At 68.4% G+C, this 17,581-nt stretch carries 16 protein-coding genes; 1 reads left to right on the top strand and 15 read right to left on the bottom strand.

The genetic code is table 11. The annotated features are described in order from the left end of the window. Nucleotides 1-43 precede the first annotated feature (43 nt). The 8 genes from FFF93_RS05805 to FFF93_RS05770 all read right to left on the bottom strand — a co-directional run bounded on the left by FFF93_RS05805 (nt 44) and on the right by FFF93_RS05770 (nt 8,119). Nucleotides 44-949 (bottom strand): alpha/beta hydrolase, encoded by a 906-nt coding sequence (locus FFF93_RS05805; RefSeq protein WP_138769763.1) that lies wholly within the window; start codon nt 947-949, stop codon nt 44-46. Next, nucleotides 946-1,629 carry a TetR/AcrR family transcriptional regulator gene (locus FFF93_RS05800; protein WP_138769764.1) on the bottom strand — a complete coding sequence of 228 codons (684 nt, stop codon included), beginning with the start codon at nt 1,627-1,629 and terminating at the stop codon, nt 946-948. The genes FFF93_RS05805 and FFF93_RS05800 overlap by 4 nt, the downstream gene beginning before the upstream one ends. Then, on the bottom strand, nt 1,626-3,227 hold the full coding sequence (locus tag FFF93_RS05795) for a class I adenylate-forming enzyme family protein (RefSeq protein WP_138769765.1): 1,602 nt from the start codon (nt 3,225-3,227) through the stop codon (nt 1,626-1,628). The genes FFF93_RS05800 and FFF93_RS05795 overlap by 4 nt, the downstream gene beginning before the upstream one ends. Then, complete coding sequence (locus tag FFF93_RS05790) at nt 3,224-4,456, bottom strand: branched-chain amino acid ABC transporter permease (protein ID WP_222424652.1); 1,233 nt, start codon at nt 4,454-4,456, stop codon at nt 3,224-3,226. The genes FFF93_RS05795 and FFF93_RS05790 overlap by 4 nt, the downstream gene beginning before the upstream one ends. Further along, on the bottom strand, nt 4,453-5,328 hold the full coding sequence (locus FFF93_RS05785) for a branched-chain amino acid ABC transporter permease (protein WP_138769766.1): 876 nt from the start codon (nt 5,326-5,328) through the stop codon (nt 4,453-4,455). Before FFF93_RS05785 ends, FFF93_RS05790 begins: the two co-directional genes overlap by 4 nt. Continuing rightward, nucleotides 5,325-6,098: an ABC transporter ATP-binding protein gene (locus FFF93_RS05780; RefSeq protein WP_138769767.1), complete on the bottom strand. Its 774-nt coding sequence runs from the start codon at nt 6,096-6,098 to the stop codon at nt 5,325-5,327. The genes FFF93_RS05785 and FFF93_RS05780 overlap by 4 nt, the downstream gene beginning before the upstream one ends. Continuing rightward, nucleotides 6,095-6,859: an ABC transporter ATP-binding protein gene (locus FFF93_RS05775; protein ID WP_138769768.1), complete on the bottom strand. Its 765-nt coding sequence runs from the start codon at nt 6,857-6,859 to the stop codon at nt 6,095-6,097. The genes FFF93_RS05780 and FFF93_RS05775 overlap by 4 nt, the downstream gene beginning before the upstream one ends. A gap of 63 nt (nt 6,860-6,922) precedes the next feature. Further along, the gene (locus FFF93_RS05770; RefSeq protein WP_138769769.1) at nt 6,923-8,119 is read right to left on the bottom strand and encodes a substrate-binding domain-containing protein; all 1,197 of its coding nucleotides are present in this window, start codon (nt 8,117-8,119) and stop codon (nt 6,923-6,925) included. Between the two features lie 273 nt (nt 8,120-8,392). Here FFF93_RS05770 and FFF93_RS05765 point away from each other — a divergent pair, with 273 nt between their 5' ends. Then, nucleotides 8,393-8,878, top strand: coding sequence for a DUF1579 family protein (locus FFF93_RS05765; RefSeq protein WP_138769770.1), 486 nt, complete (start codon nt 8,393-8,395; stop codon nt 8,876-8,878). Nucleotides 8,879-8,923: 45 nt separating this feature from the next. On the opposite strand, the gene FFF93_RS05760 is transcribed toward FFF93_RS05765, so the two are convergent. From FFF93_RS05760 to FFF93_RS05730, 7 genes are all read right to left on the bottom strand, one after another. Beyond that, nucleotides 8,924-10,267, bottom strand: a complete 1,344-nt coding sequence (locus FFF93_RS05760) for a pitrilysin family protein (RefSeq protein ID WP_138769771.1) — start codon at nt 10,265-10,267, stop codon at nt 8,924-8,926. A gap of 122 nt (nt 10,268-10,389) precedes the next feature. Then, on the bottom strand, nt 10,390-12,639 hold the full coding sequence (locus tag FFF93_RS05755) for a polyribonucleotide nucleotidyltransferase (RefSeq protein ID WP_138770515.1): 2,250 nt from the start codon (nt 12,637-12,639) through the stop codon (nt 10,390-10,392). A gap of 245 nt (nt 12,640-12,884) precedes the next feature. After that, nucleotides 12,885-13,154, bottom strand: a complete 270-nt coding sequence (rpsO, locus tag FFF93_RS05750; protein WP_138769772.1) for a 30S ribosomal protein S15 — start codon at nt 13,152-13,154, stop codon at nt 12,885-12,887. 194 nt (nt 13,155-13,348) lie between these two features. Beyond that, nucleotides 13,349-14,584, bottom strand: a complete 1,236-nt coding sequence (kynU, locus tag FFF93_RS05745; protein WP_138770516.1) for a kynureninase — start codon at nt 14,582-14,584, stop codon at nt 13,349-13,351. Nucleotides 14,585-14,643: 59 nt separating this feature from the next. Next, complete coding sequence (kynA, locus tag FFF93_RS05740; RefSeq protein WP_138769773.1) at nt 14,644-15,498, bottom strand: tryptophan 2,3-dioxygenase; 855 nt, start codon at nt 15,496-15,498, stop codon at nt 14,644-14,646. Between the two features lie 21 nt (nt 15,499-15,519). Next, on the bottom strand, nt 15,520-16,524 hold the full coding sequence (locus FFF93_RS05735; protein WP_138769774.1) for a bifunctional riboflavin kinase/FAD synthetase: 1,005 nt from the start codon (nt 16,522-16,524) through the stop codon (nt 15,520-15,522). A 458-nt stretch (nt 16,525-16,982) separates the two neighbouring features. Next, nucleotides 16,983-17,552, bottom strand: a complete 570-nt coding sequence (locus FFF93_RS05730; RefSeq protein WP_186372268.1) for an adenylate kinase — start codon at nt 17,550-17,552, stop codon at nt 16,983-16,985. Nucleotides 17,553-17,581 lie beyond the last annotated feature (29 nt).

Genomic DNA, 17,581 nt, shown 5'->3' with positions numbered 1-17,581 from the left:
CCCAAGCCGGCGGACCCAGCTTGGGGGCCCCAGCCGGCGGTCTTCAGCTACCGGCCAGGGCCTCCCTGACGCTGTCCGCGATGGCTCCGGCGCCGGCTTCGCCCATCACGATCGTGTAGTGGTTGACGTCAGGCACCTCGCGCACCCGCAGGGACGGCAGCTTCTCCGCCCAGGCGTCCAGGTAGCCGGGCGCGTAGAGGGCGGCCGGCTCGTTGAGCAGGCCGCGCGGTGCCCGGAGGACCACGGTGTCCACAGCGAGCTCATCCAGCGCCTTCAGCAGCGAGGCGCCGCGGTGCAGTTCCGCGGTGTCCTCGGCCATCGCCTGGTAGCGGGTGGCGGGCCGCAATTCCGGTTCTTCACCGGTGAGGTCGTAGTCCACGTAGGCCTCGATCAGCGGGCTCCAGTCACCGCTGAAGGCCGGGTGCTGCCGCCAGAAGGAGCGGTACACCTCCCGGCTCGGGAACGTGGCGTTGAGGCGCTCGGCCGCCGGCCCCAGCACCGAGGAGATGACCTCGGCGTCGGAAATACCCTCCGGGACCTGCAGCGGCAGACCTCCGTCCACCAGAACGAGCGAGCGGACGCGCTCCGGGAACATGTTCGCGAGGACCAGCGAGGCGAAGGCGCCCATCGAATGGCCCACCACGACCACCGGCCCCGAGGCCAGCTCTGCGAGCACGGCCGCGAGATCTTCAGCATGCGAGGGCATGCCGTACGGCGCGGGCAGGCCATTGCTGCGGCCCCGGCCTCGCAGATCCGGGGCGATGATCCGCACGTCCGGCAGCGCCTCGGCCAGGTACGGCCAGGCCTTGTGCGAGGCGGTGACCCCGTGGACGGCCAGGATGGTCGGCGCGGCCGGGTCGTCCGGGCCCCAGATCGCGGTGTGAAGTGTGCCGCCGCGGACCTCCACTTCGGCGGTGCGGTAGGTTTCCTTGCTGGCTGTCTGGGTCATGGGGCTGTCCCTTCCTGGGGCGGGGTGGGGTTCGCGGGGGTTGCTGTTGGTGCTGTTGGTGCTGGGGCGGGCGCGAGGGCCCGTTCGATGAACTGCATCATTTCCTCGAAGACTTCTTCCGGCACCTCGGGCCGGGGGCCGGCGGCGGGTTCGGCGCCCTCCTCGTCCCAGAGGACCCAGCGCATGCCGATCAGCTCGCCGATGCCCATCAGGGCCCAGGCTGCCACGGTGGGGTCCATCTCCCGGACCTCGCCGCTGAGCTGGGCCTCCTTCAGGCCCTCGATGTAGCCGTTGACGATCCGGGTGTAGTGCAGCCGCAGGGCGCCCGGCGAGACGAACTCGGCCTGCCGGATGATGCGGTACAGGGCGGGGTGCTGGGCGGTGAAGCGGAAAAACGCACGGAAGCCGGCCCGCTCCGCTTCGAGCCGGGTGCCGGCGCTCCTGGCCGCATCGGTCATGGCGTGGCGGACCCGCCGGTTCAGGTCCTCGACCACTTCGTCGAAGATGGTCTGCTTGCCGTCGAAGTAGAGGTAGAAGGTGCCGAGGCCAACACCCGCGGCTTCGGTGATCTTGACGATTGAGGCCTCGTGGTAGCCCACGGAAGCGAAGACCGATTCCGCGGCCTCGAGGAGCTTGGCGCGGGTGCGGGTCCCCCGGGCGGTGCGCGGTGCGGCGCTCATGCCCGGCCCCTTTCTGCCGATACGCGGCCGGCGAAGTCCTGGCGCAGCTTGGCCCGGAGCACCTTGTTCAGCGCGGTGCGGGGCAGCGCCGGGACCATCTCGATCCGCACCGGAACCTTGAACCGGGCCAGCAGGGAGGCGCAATGCTCCAGCAGTTCCTGCTCATCGGTGGCCATGCCGGGACGGATCACCACAAAGGCCATCCCGCTTTCACCCCAACGCTCGTCCTCCACCCCGACGACGGCGGCCTGCGCCACCGCGGGATGGGCCAGCAGCGCGGCCTCGACCTCGGACGGCGCGACGTTCTCGCCGCCGGAAATGTAGATGTCTTTGAGCCGGTCCACAACTTTGATGTACCCCTCGGCGTCGCGCTCCACAAGGTCTCCGGTTCGCAGCCAGCCGTTGGCGAGGACAGCCGCCGTGGCGGCAGGGTCACGGAAGTAGCCGGCAAAGACGCCGGGGCCTCCCACCAGCAGTTCCCCGCTGGCGGCGCCGTCGAGGATTTCCCCGGTGACGGGATCCGCCACGGCGACGGCGACGTGCGGGTAGGGCTTGCCGGAGTAGCCCACCATCCGTTCGGCATCCTCATTCGGCAGGCACAACACATTCGGGGAGGCCTCGGTCAGGCCATAGCCCTGGCTCAGCGCCACTCCCCTGCGGTGCCAGATCCGCAGCAGCGGCGCCGGCATCGGCGCGCCGCCGACCACCGCGTGGCGCAGGCTGCCCAGTTCGGCGTGGGCAAAGTCGGGGTGTTCGGCCAGCATCAGGTACTGGGTGGGGACGCCCATCAGCATGGTCACGCCACGCTCTGCGATCAGCTGCAGGACCCGGCCAGGATCAAAGCCGCGCTCCAGCACCACGGTGGCTCCGGTCCACCAGGCCAGCAGCGGCTGGATGTTCCAGCCGCCCACGTGGAACTGCGGCAGCACGGCCAGGACCACATCGTTGCTGCCCATATCCAGGGTTCGGGAGAGCGAAAGGTTGTTCCAGAAGCAGTTGGCGTGGGTCAGGACGGCGGCCTTGCTGGCGCCCTCGGTGCCCGAGGTGAAAATCATCAGGAGGGCATCGTCGTCGCGCACCTCCCGGCGGGGAGCGGCGGGTCCGCCGAGCGGCTGCGGCGCGGCCGGGTGCACGCGGGTGGGCGGCGGCACCGACTTTTCGACGCCGCCGGGCCCCAGGGCCGCGGTCCGGGGCCGGAGCGGCAGCAGCGCGCACGCCGCCGCGGCGAGCCCGTCGAGCTCGCCCTCGACCAGCAGCAGCTGGGGTTCGGCGAGTTCCAGCTGGGCGGCGAGTTCCCGGGGCGAGAGCCGCCAGGACAGCGGGACCAGGACGAGCCCGGCCTTGGCGCAGGCGAAGAAGGCCACCACGTGGTCCGAGCTGTTGCCGGTCAGGCTCGCGATCCGGTCCCCGACCCCGTACCCGGCGGTCCGGAACCCGGCGGCCAGCGCCGCGGCACGGCGTTCCAGCTCGCTGTAGAGCAGGGTGCACCCGCGGTCGTCGATGGCGACCCGGTGCGGGGTGGCGAGGCTGCGGTCCGCGGTCCAGCGGCCCAGGGTGTGCAGGCCGTCGGCGGGCCCGGTGCCGGCCGGGCCGCTCATGCGGCGTCCTCGAGGAGGTCGCCCGGGGTGCGGGCATCGCTGGCCGCGGCACGCTGGCCACGGCTTCGGCGTTGCGCCAGTCGCTCGGCGGTTCCCGTGATGCCGCCGGGCAGGAAAATCACCACGAGGATGAAGAGCGTGCCGAGGATGAACAGCGGCTCGGACAACGGCACACGCAGGACGTCCGGGAGCGACTTGACTGCTTCCGAGTTGGCCAGCGTGGTGAGGCGCTGGTCCAGGATTGTATAGAAGACTCCGCCGATGACGGCACCCCAGCGTGAGCCGACCCCGCCGAGGACCACCATCACGAGCAGGGTGACAGTGAGGTCCGAGGACACTGCCCGGGGCACCGCCCCGCTCTGCAGCAGCAGGAAGACCATCCCGATGATGCAGACCAGCACGGCGGAGACCACGAAGATCAGCAGCTTCACGAGGTACGGCTGGAGCCCGAGTACGCGGACCCGCAGCTCGTTCTCCCGCACGGCAGCCGCGGCGTGGCCGGCCCGGGAGGACTGCACCCAGGTCACGATGAGGAAGACCGCCACCAGCACGGCCAGCGCCAGCCAATACAGGTTGCGGGTGTTGACCACGCCTACCAGCACGTCGGGCAGGTTGTCGGTGCGCAGCGTCAGCCCTTCGTCCCCGCCGGTCTTGCCCTCGGGGTTGCGGCCCACGATCACCGAGCCGGCCTGGGCGAAGGCGAGGGTGACCATGGCGAACGGGATGCCGCTGACCCGGAGGCTGATACTGCCCACCACATGGGCCAGCACGATCACGATCAGCAGGGTGAGCCCCATGGCCGGCAGCAGCGGGATGTCCAGGTTCTGCAGGATGATCGCGAGCCCGTAAACGCCCGCGCCGAAGTAGAGGGCGTGCCCGAAGGACAGCAGCCCGGCCACGCCCAACAGCAGGTGGTAGGTCAAGGCCGCGGCGGCCATCAGCATGCACATGGCGAGCAACTGGAGGGACCCGGGGGTGTAGCTCGGGCCCGGGAGCACACCGGGCAGCGAGATGTTCAACAGCGGCAGCAGGACCAGGAGCAGCACGCCGGCCGCTCCCGCAGCCCACGCCGCGAGCCGGCGTCCGGTGATGCCGGGGCGGCCGGGGCGCTGCGCGCTGCCGGGCGCTCCGTGCCCGTCGTGCCTGCGGGGCCGGCGCCCGCCGTCGGCCGCCGGCCGGTCCTGGCTGGCGGTGCCGTCGGTGCTGGAGGTGTCGGTATCGGTGGTCATGCGGTTCTCCCGAGCAGGCCGGTGGGACGGAACAACAGTACGAGTGCCAGGGCCAGCACGACGACGAAGTCGCCCGTGCCGCCGAGGTAGAAGTTCGCGAACTGCTGCAGGACGGCGACGGCGACGGCCGCGATGGCCGCTCCGGTCAGCGAGCCGAGGCCGCCGATCACCGTGACGATAAAGGCGAAGATCAGCAGCGAGCCGCCGAGCATGGGCGAGACATAGCCGAAGTAGTGCGAGGCGAGGACGCCACCAAGGCCGGCCGCCGCCCCGCCGATGGTGAAGACGAGGGTGAAGGCCTTGCGGACGTCAATCCCCAGGGCCGTGACCATGGACCGGTTTTCCACGCCGGCGCGGATGATCATGCCGTAGCGGGTCTTCTGCAGGAAGAACACCAGGGCCAGCAGCACCAACACCGCGGCAACGATGCAGACGAACCGGTCGTTCGGGATCCGGGCGCCCAGGATTTCCGTCGTGTCCTTGAACCAGGCCGGACCCTGGATATACACCGGATCGGTGCCCCAGACACCGTCGAAGAGTGCCACGGCCGCGAGCGAGAGGCCCACCGTGACGAGCACCTGCTCGATGTGCCGCTGGTAGAGGCGGCGGATCAGGACGAACTCGGTAAACGCGGCGAATGCGGCGCCGGCGGCGGCTCCGATCACGAGCGACAGCAGGAATGTTCCCCAGCTATCGGAGCCGGTGCGCCGGGCGATTTCCCAGCCGGTGAAAGCCCCCAGGGTCAGGAAGGCGCCGTGCGCGAAGTTCAGCACGCCCATCAGCCCGTAGATCAGGGACAGCCCGGCGGCCACCAGGAAGTACAGGGCTCCCAGCCCGAGGCCGGTGAACAACAACAGGACCAGGGTGCTCACAGGCCAGCCCCTTTCTCGACCGGATTCCCGGAGTGGGCAGAGTCCGTGGACACACCCAGATGGCGCTGGATCAGGCCGGCGTCGTCGAGGAACTCAAGGGCCGGGCCGGTGTGGACCACCCGCCCGCCGGAGAGAACGACGGCGCCCTCGGCCAGCTGGCGGACGACGTGCAGGTTTTGCTCGACGAGCAGGATCGGGACGGTCTTGGCCGCCTCCGCCAGGGTCTCTGCCACCTCGCCGACAATCTTGGGCGCCAGGCCCTTGGTGGGCTCGTCGACGAACAGGATCTTGTTGGTGTTCAGCAGGGCGCGGGCCAGCGAGACCATTTGCTGCTGTCCGCCGGAGAGCGTCCCGGCCATTTGCGCGGACCGGGCCAGCAGGTCGGGGAAGAGCTCCTCGACCAGTTGCCGGCGGGGCGCGGCGTCGCGCTCGGCGAGCCGGAGGTTCTCCGCCACGGTGAGCTTGGAGAAGACCTCGCGGTCCTCCGGGACGTAGCCCACGCCGCTGCGGATGATCTTGAAGGTGGCTTCCTTCTCGATCCGCACGCCGTCCAGTTCAATAGTGCCGGTCCGCTCGATCAGGCCGATGATGGCTTTGATGGTGCTGGTTTTCCCGACGCCGTTGCGGCCCAGCAGTGCGGTGATCCCCGTAGCCGGAACGGTGAAGGACACGTCCTCCACCACCTGCTGACCGGCAATGGTGGCGAACAGGGACTCGACCCTGAGGACGGGCCGGGGTTCGGCGGCGCGGCTTTCCGCTGCGGTGCTCATACGGGGTCTCCGAGGTAGGCGCTTTGCACGGTGGGGTTGGCCATGACGGCGTCCGGGCTGTCCAAGGCCAGCAGGCTGCCGTGGTGCATCACGGCCACCCTGTCCACCAGGCCTAGGACCACGTCCATGTGGTGCTCCACCATCATGATGGTGCAGCCGCGGTCCCGGTGCATCCCGCGGATGATCGAGGTGAGGGACGGGACATCCCCCGACGCCACCCCGGCCATCGGCTCGTCAAGCAGGACGACGGCGGGATCCGTCGCCAGCAGCACGGCGATCTCCACCTTGCGCTTCTCACCGTGTGAGAGGTCCCCCGCCGCCGTCGTGAGCTGGCTGGTGAGCCCGACCTCGTCGATGGTGCCGCGGGCAATGCGGGTGGCCTCGTCCGAGGCCGAGGGGAAGCGCAGGATGCTGAAGCTGCCGCCGAGTTTCGCCTGGGCGGCGAGCCGGACGTTTTCCAGCACGCTCAGCCTGGGAAACAAGTTGGAGGTCTGGAAGGTCCGTCCCAGCCCTGCCCGGGACCGGCGGTGGATGGGCGCGGCCGTGATCTCCCTGCCGTTCAGCATGATGCTGCCCGCGGTGGGGCGCATGACGCCGGAAATCAGGTTGAACAAGGTGGTCTTGCCGGCGCCGTTCGGGCCGATGACGCCGATCATTTCACCGGCGCCGACCTCGAAGCCCACGTCCTGGAGGATGCGGGCACCGCCGATCTGCAAGCCGAGGCCATCCACCGCGAGGGCGGGCAGGGCTGGGGTATTCATACGGGTCCTTCGTTTCTCGCGGGCTGGTTCAGGAAGCAGGCCTGGTGCTGACGCTCCGGGCAGCTACTTCTTCTCCGGCGGCGCGACGGTGTCGCCGGGAACCACCTTGATGAGCTCGGGAGCCCAGGTGCCGCCCTTCTGGACAAGCTTGGCCTGGTACATGTCCTGGATCAGCGCGTGGTCCGAAGCCCGGACGGTTTCCTTGCCCTTGGGTCCGTCGAAGCTGAAGCCTTCCAGTGCTTTGACCATGGCGTCGGGATCGGAGCCGCCGCCCTTGATGGCCTGGACGATCATCTGGCCGGCGACGAAGCCGTCCGGGGTGAACAGGTCGGCCTTCTTGCCGGCCTTTTCGACGGCGGCGATCATCTTCTTCTCCACGTCCGTGCCCGAGGCGCCCGGGAAGTAGTGGTTCAGGAAGCTGATCTTGGAGCTTGCGGCGCCGTAGGCACCGAAGCTGGACGCGTCACCGAGACCGGTCACCACCGGGGCTTTGTCAAAGACACCCTGCTGGCTCAGGGCCTGCCACATGCTGCCGGTCGTTGCCCCGGCCCAGGCCACGAAGACCATGTCCGGCTTGGCGTCGATGAGCTGGCGCGCGAACGGGGTGAGCTCCTGTCCGTCTGCCACGAGGATGGATTCCACCGTCGCGCCCTTGGCGCCGAGGACGGCCTTGACCGCGGCGACGTTGCCCTGGCCGAAGGCGTTGTCCTGCGCGAACACCAGGATCTTCTTGCCCTTGATGTCGATGAAGCTGCCGGCGGTGGCAACATCCTGCAGGCTCTGCCGGCCCGAGCGGAAGGTGTACTTGTTGATGCCCTGGATCGCGTCGGTCGCGGCGGGACCGGAGATGTACAGCACCTTGTTCTGCTGGGCCTGCTCGGCGAGCTTCAAGGCGATGCCCGACGACGCGGTTCCGCCGATGACCTTGTAGCCCTTGCCGATCAGGTCTTTGGCCGCGGTGACGGCCTTGTCCGGGTCGCCGCCGTCGTCGGCGTAAGTGAGGTTGAGCTTGGCGCCGTTGACCTCGCCGGTGCCGCCGGTGGCGTAGTCGATGCCGGCCTGGAGGCCCTCGTAGTAGGTGGCGCCGTAGGCTGCCAGCGGGCCGGTCTTGGAGTAGATGATGCCGACGTTGACCGGTTCGGCTGCCTTGGTGCCGCCGGAGCCCGCCGGCGCGGCGGAGCCGGCCGTTGGCGCACAGGCGCTGAGGGCGAGCCCGGTGGCCATCACGGCGACCATCAGGAACTTCTTTGTATCCTTCACGGGATGCCTTTCGTTGAGAATCCGCGGAATCTGGCAGGAGATCTGGGTAGAACCTGAAAGGTGATTCAGATTACGGCAAATCTATGATGCGGATCACACCATGTCAACGGGCCTCTTGGGAAGCCGTGCAACGAATCGGCAACGTTTTCGGGCAGGGTGGGCGCCGCCTGCGACCCTCCCGCGGACCAGGGCGGGTGCGATCCTTTACAGCCACGGGACACGGCGTGATGATGGTGGCGGGGTGAGACGGACGGAATCCCCCTCGGAGGAAGCATGGATCGACCGTTGCCAGGCAGTGCGCACGAGGCCCTTGAGTCTTTTCTGGGGCATTGGAGCGGCACTACCCAATGGGAAGCCACAGCTTGGGGCCCGGCCCGCACGGCCGCGGCCGAGGTTGTTTTCGCCCGCGCCGCTGCCGGTTTGGCGGTGACCATGAGCTACCGCCACACCGACGCAGGCGGCGCTAAGACCGAGGGCGTCGGCGTTTTCACCATGGACCCGGACCGTCCCGACACACTTTGGTACCACGTCAACAGCATGGGCCTGCCCCCGGAGGCGCCCGCCCGCGCCAGTTGGCACGACGGCACGCTGACCATCGAACGGCGCAGCGACCGCGGCACCGCCCGGCACACCCTGCGGGTCGAGGACGGCCAGCTGACCCATGCGGCCGGGCTGCGGCTCGGGAGCGCGAGCGAGTTCAGCCCCTTTATGACCACGGTGTGCCGCCGCGTCCCCGAACCCGCGCCCGTCCCCGCCTGAGCTGCGGGAGCGCCGCCGGATCTCCGGGAGCGTTGTGCGGGCTATCTAGAGGCCGAAGGTCTCGGTTTCTTCGAACGGACCCACCACTGTGACGGTGCGGGGGGCGGCGGCGAGTTCGCGCGCCAGCTCCTGGACCTCGGCAGCAGTCACGGCCTTGATCTGGCGCAGCGTCTCGTCGATGGCCTGGTATTCGCCGGAGACCAGCTCCGCACGGCCCAGCCGGGACATCCGAGAACCGGTGTCCTCCAGGGCCAGGACGATCCCGCCGCTGAGCTGTCCGACGGCCTTGCGCAGTTCCTCTTCGGTGATGCCGTCCTCGGCCAGTTTGTCCAGTTCGGCGCCGAGCAGCTCCAGCACCTGCCGGACCTTCGACGGCGTGCAGCCGGCATACATGCCGAAGTAGCCGGCGTCGGCGTAGGAGGACGCAAAGGAGTACGTCGAGTAGACCAGGCCGCGCTTCTCGCGGACCTCCTGGAACAGCCGGGAGGACATGCCGCCGCCCAGCACGGCGTTCAGCACGCTCATCACGAAGCGTCGGTCATCGGTAGCGACCAGGGACGGGCAGCCCATGATGATATTGGCCTGCTCCACGGGGCGTTTGACCACGTGCAGGCCTGCGGTGCCGGTGATCGAGGCGCGCTCGGTCGGGCGGCGCTGCACCGGGGCGGCGTCGTGTTCGAGCTGCCAGCCGGCCGAGTTCAAGGCGTCCACCACAAGCCCGCAAACGACGTCGTGGTCCAGTCCCCCGGCGGCGGTGATGACGAGCTCGTCCGGGCGGTAGTAGCGGCGGTAGTGGTCCCAGACCGAGTCGCGGGCGACGGCGCGGATGGCCTCCGGGGTGCCGCCGATGGGGCGGCCGAGCGGGTGGGTGCCCAGAACGGCGGCGACGAAGTGCTCGTGGGCGACGTCGGTGGGATCGTCGCTGTCCATCGCGATCTCCTCGAGGATGACGTCCCGTTCCTGCTCCATCTCCTGCGGGTCCAGCACGGCGCCGGTGATCATGTCCGCGATGACGTCAATCGCCATTGGCAGGTCCGTGTCCAGCACCCGGGCGAAGTAGCAGGTGCTCTCCTTGGCGGTGGCGGCGTTGGACTCCCCGCCGACCTCGTCGAAAGCCGAGGCGATTTCCAGCGCGGTGCGCCGCTGGGTGCCCTTGAACAGCAGGTGTTCCAGGAAGTGGGTGGAGCCGTGCTGGCCGGGGGCCTCGTCGCGCGAGCCGACGCCGACCCAGAAGCCGATGGTGGCCGAACGCTGCCCCGGCATTGCCTCGGTCAGTACCCGGACGCCGCCGGGCAGCACCGAGCGCCGCACCTCCGAGCCGCCGTCGGCTCCGTGGATGAGGGTGTCGGCGTGCTGGTTCTGCTCAAGCGGCAGGGGGACGACAGTCATTAAGGCCTTTCAATAAAACCGTCACGGGAAGTGTGCCAAATCTGCCTGCAATCCTACCTGCCTTTAACGGCAGCGGGGCCGGTGGACGAATCCACCGGCCCCGCTGCTTGGGTCAGGAAAGACTACTCTGCGGACTCCACGGAGACCTCAGCGTTGTCCGCGTCAGCGACCTCTGCCTCGTCGGCCACGACGGGCGAGAGGGAGAGCTTTCCGCGGTCATCGATCTTGGTGATTTCCACCTGGATCTTCTGGCCCACGGAAACGACGTCCTCGACGTTGTCCACGCGCTTGCCGCCGGCGATCTTGCGCAGTTCGGAGATGTGCAGCAGACCGTCCTTGCCCGGGGTCAGGGAAACGAAGGCGCCGAAGGTCGTGGTCTTGACGACCGTGCCCAGGTAACGCTCGCCGATTTCCGGGACCTGCGGGTTGGCGATGGCGTTGATCGCGGACCGTGCTGCGTCGGCAGACGGGCCGTTGGTGGCGCCAATGTAGACAGTTCCGTCGTCCTCGATCGAGATGTCGGCTCCGGTGTCTTCCTGGATCTGGTTGATCATCTTGCCCTTCGGGCCGATGACCTCGCCGATCTTGTCTACCGGGATCTTGACTGCGATGACGCGCGGCGCGAACTCGGAGAGCTCGTCCGGGGTGTCGATCGCGGAGTTCAGGACGTCCAGGATGTGCAGGCGGGCTTCGCGGGCCTGCTTCAGGGCGGCGGCCAGGACAGAGGCCGGGATGCCGTCGAGCTTGGTGTCCAGCTGGATGGCCGTGACGAACTCGGAGGTACCCGCAACCTTGAAGTCCATGTCGCCGAAGGCATCTTCGGCGCCGAGGATGTCGGTCAGCGCGGCGTAGCGGGTCTGGCCGTCAACCTGGTCGGAAACCAGGCCCATGGCGATACCGGCAACGGCGGCCTTCAGCGGCACACCTGCGTTGAGCAGGGACAGCGTGGAGGCGCAGACGGAACCCATAGACGTCGAACCGTTGGAGCTGAGAGCCTCAGACACCTGGCGGATCGCGTACGGGAATTCCTCGCGGGACGGCAGCACCGGCATGATGGCGCGCTCTGCGAGGGCACCGTGGCCGATTTCGCGGCGCTTCGGCGACCCGACGCGGCCGGTCTCGCCGGTGGAGTACGGCGGGAAGTTGTAGTTGTGCATGTAGCGCTTGCGCGTCACGGGAGACAGCGAGTCGATCTGCTGTTCCATCTTGAGCATGTTCAGCGTGGTGACACCCATGATCTGGGTCTCGCCGCGCTCGAAGATGGCCGAGCCGTGGACGCGGGGCAGGACCTCGACCTCGGCGGTGAGCTGGCGGATGTCCGTCAGGCCACGGCCGTCGATGCGGATCTGGTCCTTGAGGATGCGCTGGCGCACAACCTGCTTGGTGACGGAGCGGAAGGCTGCGGACAGTTCCTTCTCGCGGCCTTCGAACTGGCCGGCCAGGGAGGAGGTGACCTCGTCCTTGAGCTCGTCGGAGGCGGTGTCGCGTTCCTGCTTGTCGGCGATCTGGAAGACGGCAGCCAGCTTCTCGGCGGCGGCGGACTCCACAGCGGCGTAGACGTCGTCCTGGTAGTCCAGGAAGACGGGGAACTCGACGGTCGGCTTGGCGGCGCGGGCTGCCAGGTCTGACTGCGCTTCGCAGAGTGCCTTGATGAACGGCTTGGCGGCCTCGAGGCCCTCGGAGACAACCTCTTCGGTCGGGGCGGTGGCGCCCTGTTCCTTGATGAGGTTCCAGGAGTTGTCGGTCGCTTCGGCCTCAACCATCATGATGGCGACGTCGTCACCGGCGATGCGGCCGGCGACGACCATGTTGAAGACGGCGTTCTCCAGCTGGGAGTGCTTCGGGAACGCAACCCACTGCGAGCCGTGCTCGTCGGCGACGAGGGCAACGCGGACGCCGCCGATCGGACCGGAGAAGGGCAGGCCGGAAAGCTGGGTGGACATCGAGGACGCGTTGATCGCGACGACGTCGTAGAGCTCGTCCGGGTTGATGGAGAGCACGGTGACGACGATCTGGACCTCGTTGCGGAGGCCCTTCACGAAGGCGGGGCGCAGCGGGCGGTCCATCAGGCGGCAGGCCAGGATGGCTTCCGTCGAGGGGCGGCCTTCGCGGCGGAAGAACGAGCCCGGGATGCGGCCCGCGGCGTACATGCGCTCTTCGACGTCGACGGTCAGCGGGAAGAAGTCAAAACCTTCACGCGGGTGCTTGCCGGCGGTGGTGGCGGACAGCAGCGCGGTCTCTTCGTCGATGTAGACCATGGCTGCGCCGGCTGCCTGCTTGGCAAGACGGCCGGTTTCAAAGCGGATAACCCGCTTGCCGAAGCGGCCATTGTCAATGACGGCTTCTGAGAACTGGATTTCGGGACCCTCCAAGAGAGTCACCTCCGTTTCTTGTTTCACGGAGCCCAGCCGCATCAACCCAGCCCAGCATCTGTCTACTGGCCTGCACTGCACCCGGTCATCGATCGAGACCCACGGGCCACGGCTTCAGTCCTTGAAGCCGTTCCCGGAGATCACTACCGAGGACCGCGAATGCGTGATGCGGTTGATCCTCCTGTTGAGTTTTGTTTGAAGAAGGCGGCCCTTTCCAGAGGGAAAGGGCCGCCCCTTAGAGCTGACTAGCGGCGCAGGCCGAGGCGCTCGATGAGCGCACGGTAGCGGTTGATGTCAGTGTTCTTGAGGTAGGTGAGCATGCGCTTGCGACGACCAACCATGGCCAGCAGACCGCGCTGGGTGTGGTAATCGTGCTTGTGCTCCTTCATGTGCTCCGTCAGATCCTTGATCCGCTGGGTCAGGACCGCAACCTGGACCTCCGGCGAACCGGTGTCACCCTCGGACGTTGCGAAATCCTTCATGATGGACTGCTTTACAGCGGCTTCAAGTGCCACGTTAACTCCTAGAGATGTGCCGTGAGGCCCGAGTCAGTAATTCACTGCCGGGGGTGCCGCGCCGGAAATCCCCGCCTCTTGGGAGGGCCTCCACAGCACAACAAGAGCCAGCCGCCACGGACTGCAGCCGGATCCAACGTTTAGTTTACTGGCACGCCGTCGAAGTTGTCTAAACTGTCCGGCGCGGCGGCCGGCTACTCGGAGCCGACGGAGCCGACGGAGCCGGCCAGCAGCCCGCGGATCGCCGCGACGCCCTGGTACAGCTCGGCGAACGAGGTGCTTAGCGGTGACAGCCCGATCCGGATGCCCTGCGGCGCGCGGAAGTCCGGAATCACGTCCTGTTCCCACAGCGCCGCCGTCATTTCACGGAAGGCAGGGTGGTCTACGGTGATGTGGCTGCCGCGCTGTTCCGGGTCCCGCGGGGTGGACAGCCGCACCCCGGCCGGTTCCAGCCAGGCGTCATGGAGTTCGACGGCGAAGCCCGTCAGGAGCCTGGACTTCTCCCGGACGGCGGCCATGCCGACTTCCTCGATCAGGTCCAGGGTGCCGCGCATGGCCAGCATGCCGAAGACGGCCGGGGTCCCGCTGAGGAAACCGCGGATGCCAGGGGCGGCCTCGTAGCCGGGCCCCATTTCGAAGGCGTCCTTGCGCCCCATCCAGCCCCAGATGGGCTGCTGCAGCCCGGCCAGGTGCCGGGCGTTGACGTAGGCGAACGCGGGTGAACCCGGGCCCCCGTTCAGGTACTTGTAGGTGCAGCCCGCGGCGAAGTCGACGCCCGCGGCGTCCAGGCCGATTTCGACCGAACCGGCGGAGTGGCACAGGTCCCACACCACGAGGGCGCCGGCGTCGTGCACCGCGGCGGTGATGCCGGGGAGGTCCGCCAGGAAGCCGGAACGGTAGGCGATCTGGCTCAGGACCACGACGGCGGTGGCCGGGCCGGTCGCGGCGCGCACTTGCTCGGCGGTCACGCCGGAGGCCGGGTCCGCGTCGATCCAGCGGAGTGTGAGGCCTTCCTCGCGGGCAATACCCTCGACAAGGTAGCGGTCGGTCGGGAAGTTGTCCGTGTCCAGCACGATCTCGGTGCGGGCCGGATCAGTGACGGCGGCCAGTGCGGCGCGGATCAGTTTGTAGAGCACCACCGTGGTGGAATCGGCGATGATGGTCTGCCCCGGGGCGGCACCGAGCACGGCGCGGCCCAGCTGGTCCCCGATGGCCTGCGGCAGTTCCAGCCACTCCTCGTCCCAGCCGCGGATCAGGCGGCGGCCCCAGCTGTCCTGGATGAAGGCGCTGATGTCCTTGACGGTTCGCTTCAGCGGCCGGCCCAGGGAGTTGCCGTCGAGGTAGGACAGCGCCGTGTCCGTGCCGATGAAGTGCTCCCGGTAGCTGGCGAGGGGGTCCGCGGCGTCGAGGTCCCGGGCGCGCTGCCACAGGACTGCGTTGTCGCCGTCGGTGCCTGCGGAAGCCTCGGACGCCTGCGGGTTGGAGGCGCTCACTGGCCGATCTCCGTGCGGACCGCGAAGAGCTCGGGGAAGAAGGTCAGCTCGAGTGCCTTTTGCAGGAACGCGGCACCGCTGGATCCGCCGGTCCCGGCCTTCATGCCGATGGTGCGCTGCACGGTCCGCAGGTGCCGGAAGCGCCAGAGCTGGAAGTTGTCCTCGAGGTCCACGAGTTCCTCGCAGGCCTCGTAGGCGCCCCAGTTGCTGGCCGCGTTTTCGTAGATGTGCTTGAACACCGGGACCAGCTCGGGGCAGAATTCGTGGGCTTGGCTGACATCGCGGTCCAGCACCGACGCCGGAACGTCGAAGCCCTGGCGCTTGAGGTAGGCGAGGAAATCGTCGTAGATGCTCGGGGCTTCCAACAGCTCCAGCAGCATCGCGTGGGCTTCCGGGTCGGATTCAAACACCGGCAGCATCTTGCGGTTCTTGTTGCCCAGCAGGAATTCCACCGCCCGGTACTGGCTGGACTGGAACCCGGAGGAGTTGCCCAGGAAGCCGCGGAACTGGGAGTACTCGGTGGGCGTCAGGGTGGCGAGCACGGACCACTGCTCGGTCAGGGTCTTCTGGATGTGCTTGACCCGGGCGATCGCCTTGAGCGCTGAACCGAGGTCGTCGGCACGGAGCCAGGCGGCTGCGCTGCGGAGTTCGTGCAGCACCAGCTTGAGCCACAGCTCCGTGGTCTGGTGCTGGATGATGAACAGCATTTCGTCGTGGTGCTCCGGCGCGCTGACCGGTTGCTGGGCGCTGAGCAGCGTCGGCAATTGCAGGTACGAGGCGTAGCTCATCCGGGAGCTGAAGTCACGGACAATGTCCTTGTCCAGCTCACGCGTGTTTTTCTCAATGGTCACGGGTCGTGCCTTTCCTTAGCCTCAGCGCGCGGTCAGGATGTCGTGGGCCTGGACAACGTCCAGCCGCATCTGCTCGACAAGCGCCTCAGGGCCACGGTACGCGACCATGCCCCGCAAGCGGGCCACAAACTCGACGACAACTGTCTGGCCGTAGAGATCGAAGTCCTCCACGGCTTCCTCCGGGCGGTCGATCACATGCGCCTCGACCTGCCGGCTGACGCCGTCGAAGGTCGGGTTGGAGCCGACGGAAATGGCGGCCGGCCAGCGGGTGCCGGCCTGGTCAACGAGCCAGCCGGCGTAGATGCCGTCCGCTGGGATGTACCCGGTGGCGTCGGCGGAGAGGTTGGCGGTGGGGAAACCGAGGTCGCGGCCGCGGGCGGCACCGTGGACCACTTCGCCGCGCATCCGGTGCGGCCGGCCGAGGACGGCGGCGGCTGTGGCGACGTCGCCCTCCCGCAGCGCTTCCCGGACCCAGGTCGAGGAGCAGCGGCGGTCCCCTGCCCCGGCGGCGGGGGCGTCCCCGGGGTGGCCGTGCAGCGGGTAACCCTCGGAACCGAACTCGCTGATGACCTGGACGTCGAAGCCCAGCTTCTTCCCCAGCTCCTTCATGGTGTCCAGGTCCCCGGAGTTGCCGCGGCCGAAGCGGGCGTCGTGGCCGATGACGACGTGGCTGGCCTTGAGCGCGTCGACAAGCACGGAGGATACGAACTCCTCCGGCGTAAGGCTGGCCAGTTCCAGCGAATACTTCATCACCAGGACGGCGTCCAGGCCCACTTCGCCGAGGGCAACGAGTTTGTCCTCCAGACCCATGATCAGCTCGGGGGCGGATTCGGGGCGGTGCACCTGTGCCGGGTGCGGGTCGAAGGTGATCGCGACGGCGCGGGCGTGGTTCAGGCGGGCGGTGCGGATGAGCTGCGACAGCACCTGCTGGTGGCCGCGGTGCACGCCGTCGAAGTTCCCGAACGTGACCACGGACGGGCCGAAGTCCGCCGGGACTTCGGACGGATCGTTCCAGATGTGGACCATCTACCTCGCCTTTTGCTGCCTGCCATGAACTCCTCCGGAGGGGCAGGGCCGGCTCCGGAACTCTCTAAGATTACCCGCAATCGTCCCGGTTCCCGGACGGCGCCGGGGCACGTCGGGGGCGCCGGCAGGCGCCTTCCCGGCTGTCCCTCCCCCGCCGCGGGGCACCGGGCTTCGATGCAAGGGCAGCAGTTCGGCGACGGCAATGCGGCCGGCGGCGCCACCAATGTCCGCGGCGCGGCCCGCGGGTGAAGGAGAAGGCCATGACTGAGCTCCAAGACATCCTCGGGCAGATTCCGGTGGACCAGCTCGCCGACCTGCTCGGAACCGACCGGCAGAGCGCCCAGGCCGCGGCGGAGGCCGCCGTGCCAGCACCGGGGCGCCACACCGGCCTCCGGAGGCGGCAGGGCGCTTCCGCAGTAGAGGGTCGCCGTCGACACCGAGACGAAAGGTCCGGCGGCCTACCGGGTGGTTTGGGGATCTCCCTGCGGGAGCCGCTGAAGCCACGCATCGAGTTCGCGGGGCCGGCGGAAGATGAGGACCTCGGCCGCGCCGGGGGCGCTCTTGAGTTCGCGCATGACCCGCCGTTTGCGGCTGAATGAGCGGAAGTGCCAGCCGATGATTGAGTCGGGGGCGATGAGGCGGCCGAACGTTTCCCGGTTCCCGTTGCAGACTTCCTCGCGGGCAACGACCCGGCGCAGAGAGCGGCGCACCAGCCTGAGCAGCGAGACCCAGCGCGGGTAGTCCAGTCCCACGATCAGCTCGGCGCGCGGGACCACCAGGTCGCGCCAGACACCGTAGGCGCTGTCGAGCACCCACTGATCCTGGCCGGCGATACGCGCCGCGAGCTCCCGCTGCTCCTCAGTGCTCGGTTGACGCCAGCCCGGCAGCCAGCCGATGTCGTCGTCGGCGGAGTACTCAGGGAGGCCGGTCCGGGCCGCATAGGCGCGGGCAGCCGAGGACTTGCCGCTTCCGGTGACACCGTAGAAGAGGACGCGCGACGGCGCTGCGGGCGGGCTCAGGGGTTGCACGGGATTCAGCATGCCACACTGGTTCCAGG

Source organism: Arthrobacter sp. KBS0702 (assembly GCF_005937985.2).
Classification (GTDB): domain Bacteria; phylum Actinomycetota; class Actinomycetes; order Actinomycetales; family Micrococcaceae; genus Arthrobacter.
The sequence above is the reverse complement of the archived record's forward strand: the minus strand, read 5'-3'. Positions and strand labels throughout refer to the sequence as shown.

What these genes read in the sequence shown, in the direction of transcription:
- FFF93_RS05805 (WP_138769763.1), bottom strand. Translation starts at nt 949, where the DNA reads ATGACCCAGACAGCCAGCAAGGAAACCTACCGCACCGCCGAAGTGGAG.
- FFF93_RS05800 (WP_138769764.1), bottom strand. Translation starts at nt 1,629, where the DNA reads ATGAGCGCCGCACCGCGCACCGCCCGGGGGACCCGCACCCGCGCCAAG.
- FFF93_RS05795 (WP_138769765.1), bottom strand. Translation starts at nt 3,227, where the DNA reads ATGAGCGGCCCGGCCGGCACCGGGCCCGCCGACGGCCTGCACACCCTG.
- FFF93_RS05790 (WP_222424652.1), bottom strand. Translation starts at nt 4,456, where the DNA reads ATGACCACCGATACCGACACCTCCAGCACCGACGGCACCGCCAGCCAG.
- FFF93_RS05780 (WP_138769767.1), bottom strand. Translation starts at nt 6,098, where the DNA reads ATGAGCACCGCAGCGGAAAGCCGCGCCGCCGAACCCCGGCCCGTCCTC.
- FFF93_RS05775 (WP_138769768.1), bottom strand. Translation starts at nt 6,859, where the DNA reads ATGAATACCCCAGCCCTGCCCGCCCTCGCGGTGGATGGCCTCGGCTTG.
- FFF93_RS05765 (WP_138769770.1), top strand. Translation starts at nt 8,393, where the DNA reads ATGGATCGACCGTTGCCAGGCAGTGCGCACGAGGCCCTTGAGTCTTTT.
- FFF93_RS05760 (WP_138769771.1), bottom strand. Translation starts at nt 10,267, where the DNA reads ATGACTGTCGTCCCCCTGCCGCTTGAGCAGAACCAGCACGCCGACACC.
- FFF93_RS05735 (WP_138769774.1), bottom strand. Translation starts at nt 16,524, where the DNA reads ATGGTCCACATCTGGAACGATCCGTCCGAAGTCCCGGCGGACTTCGGC.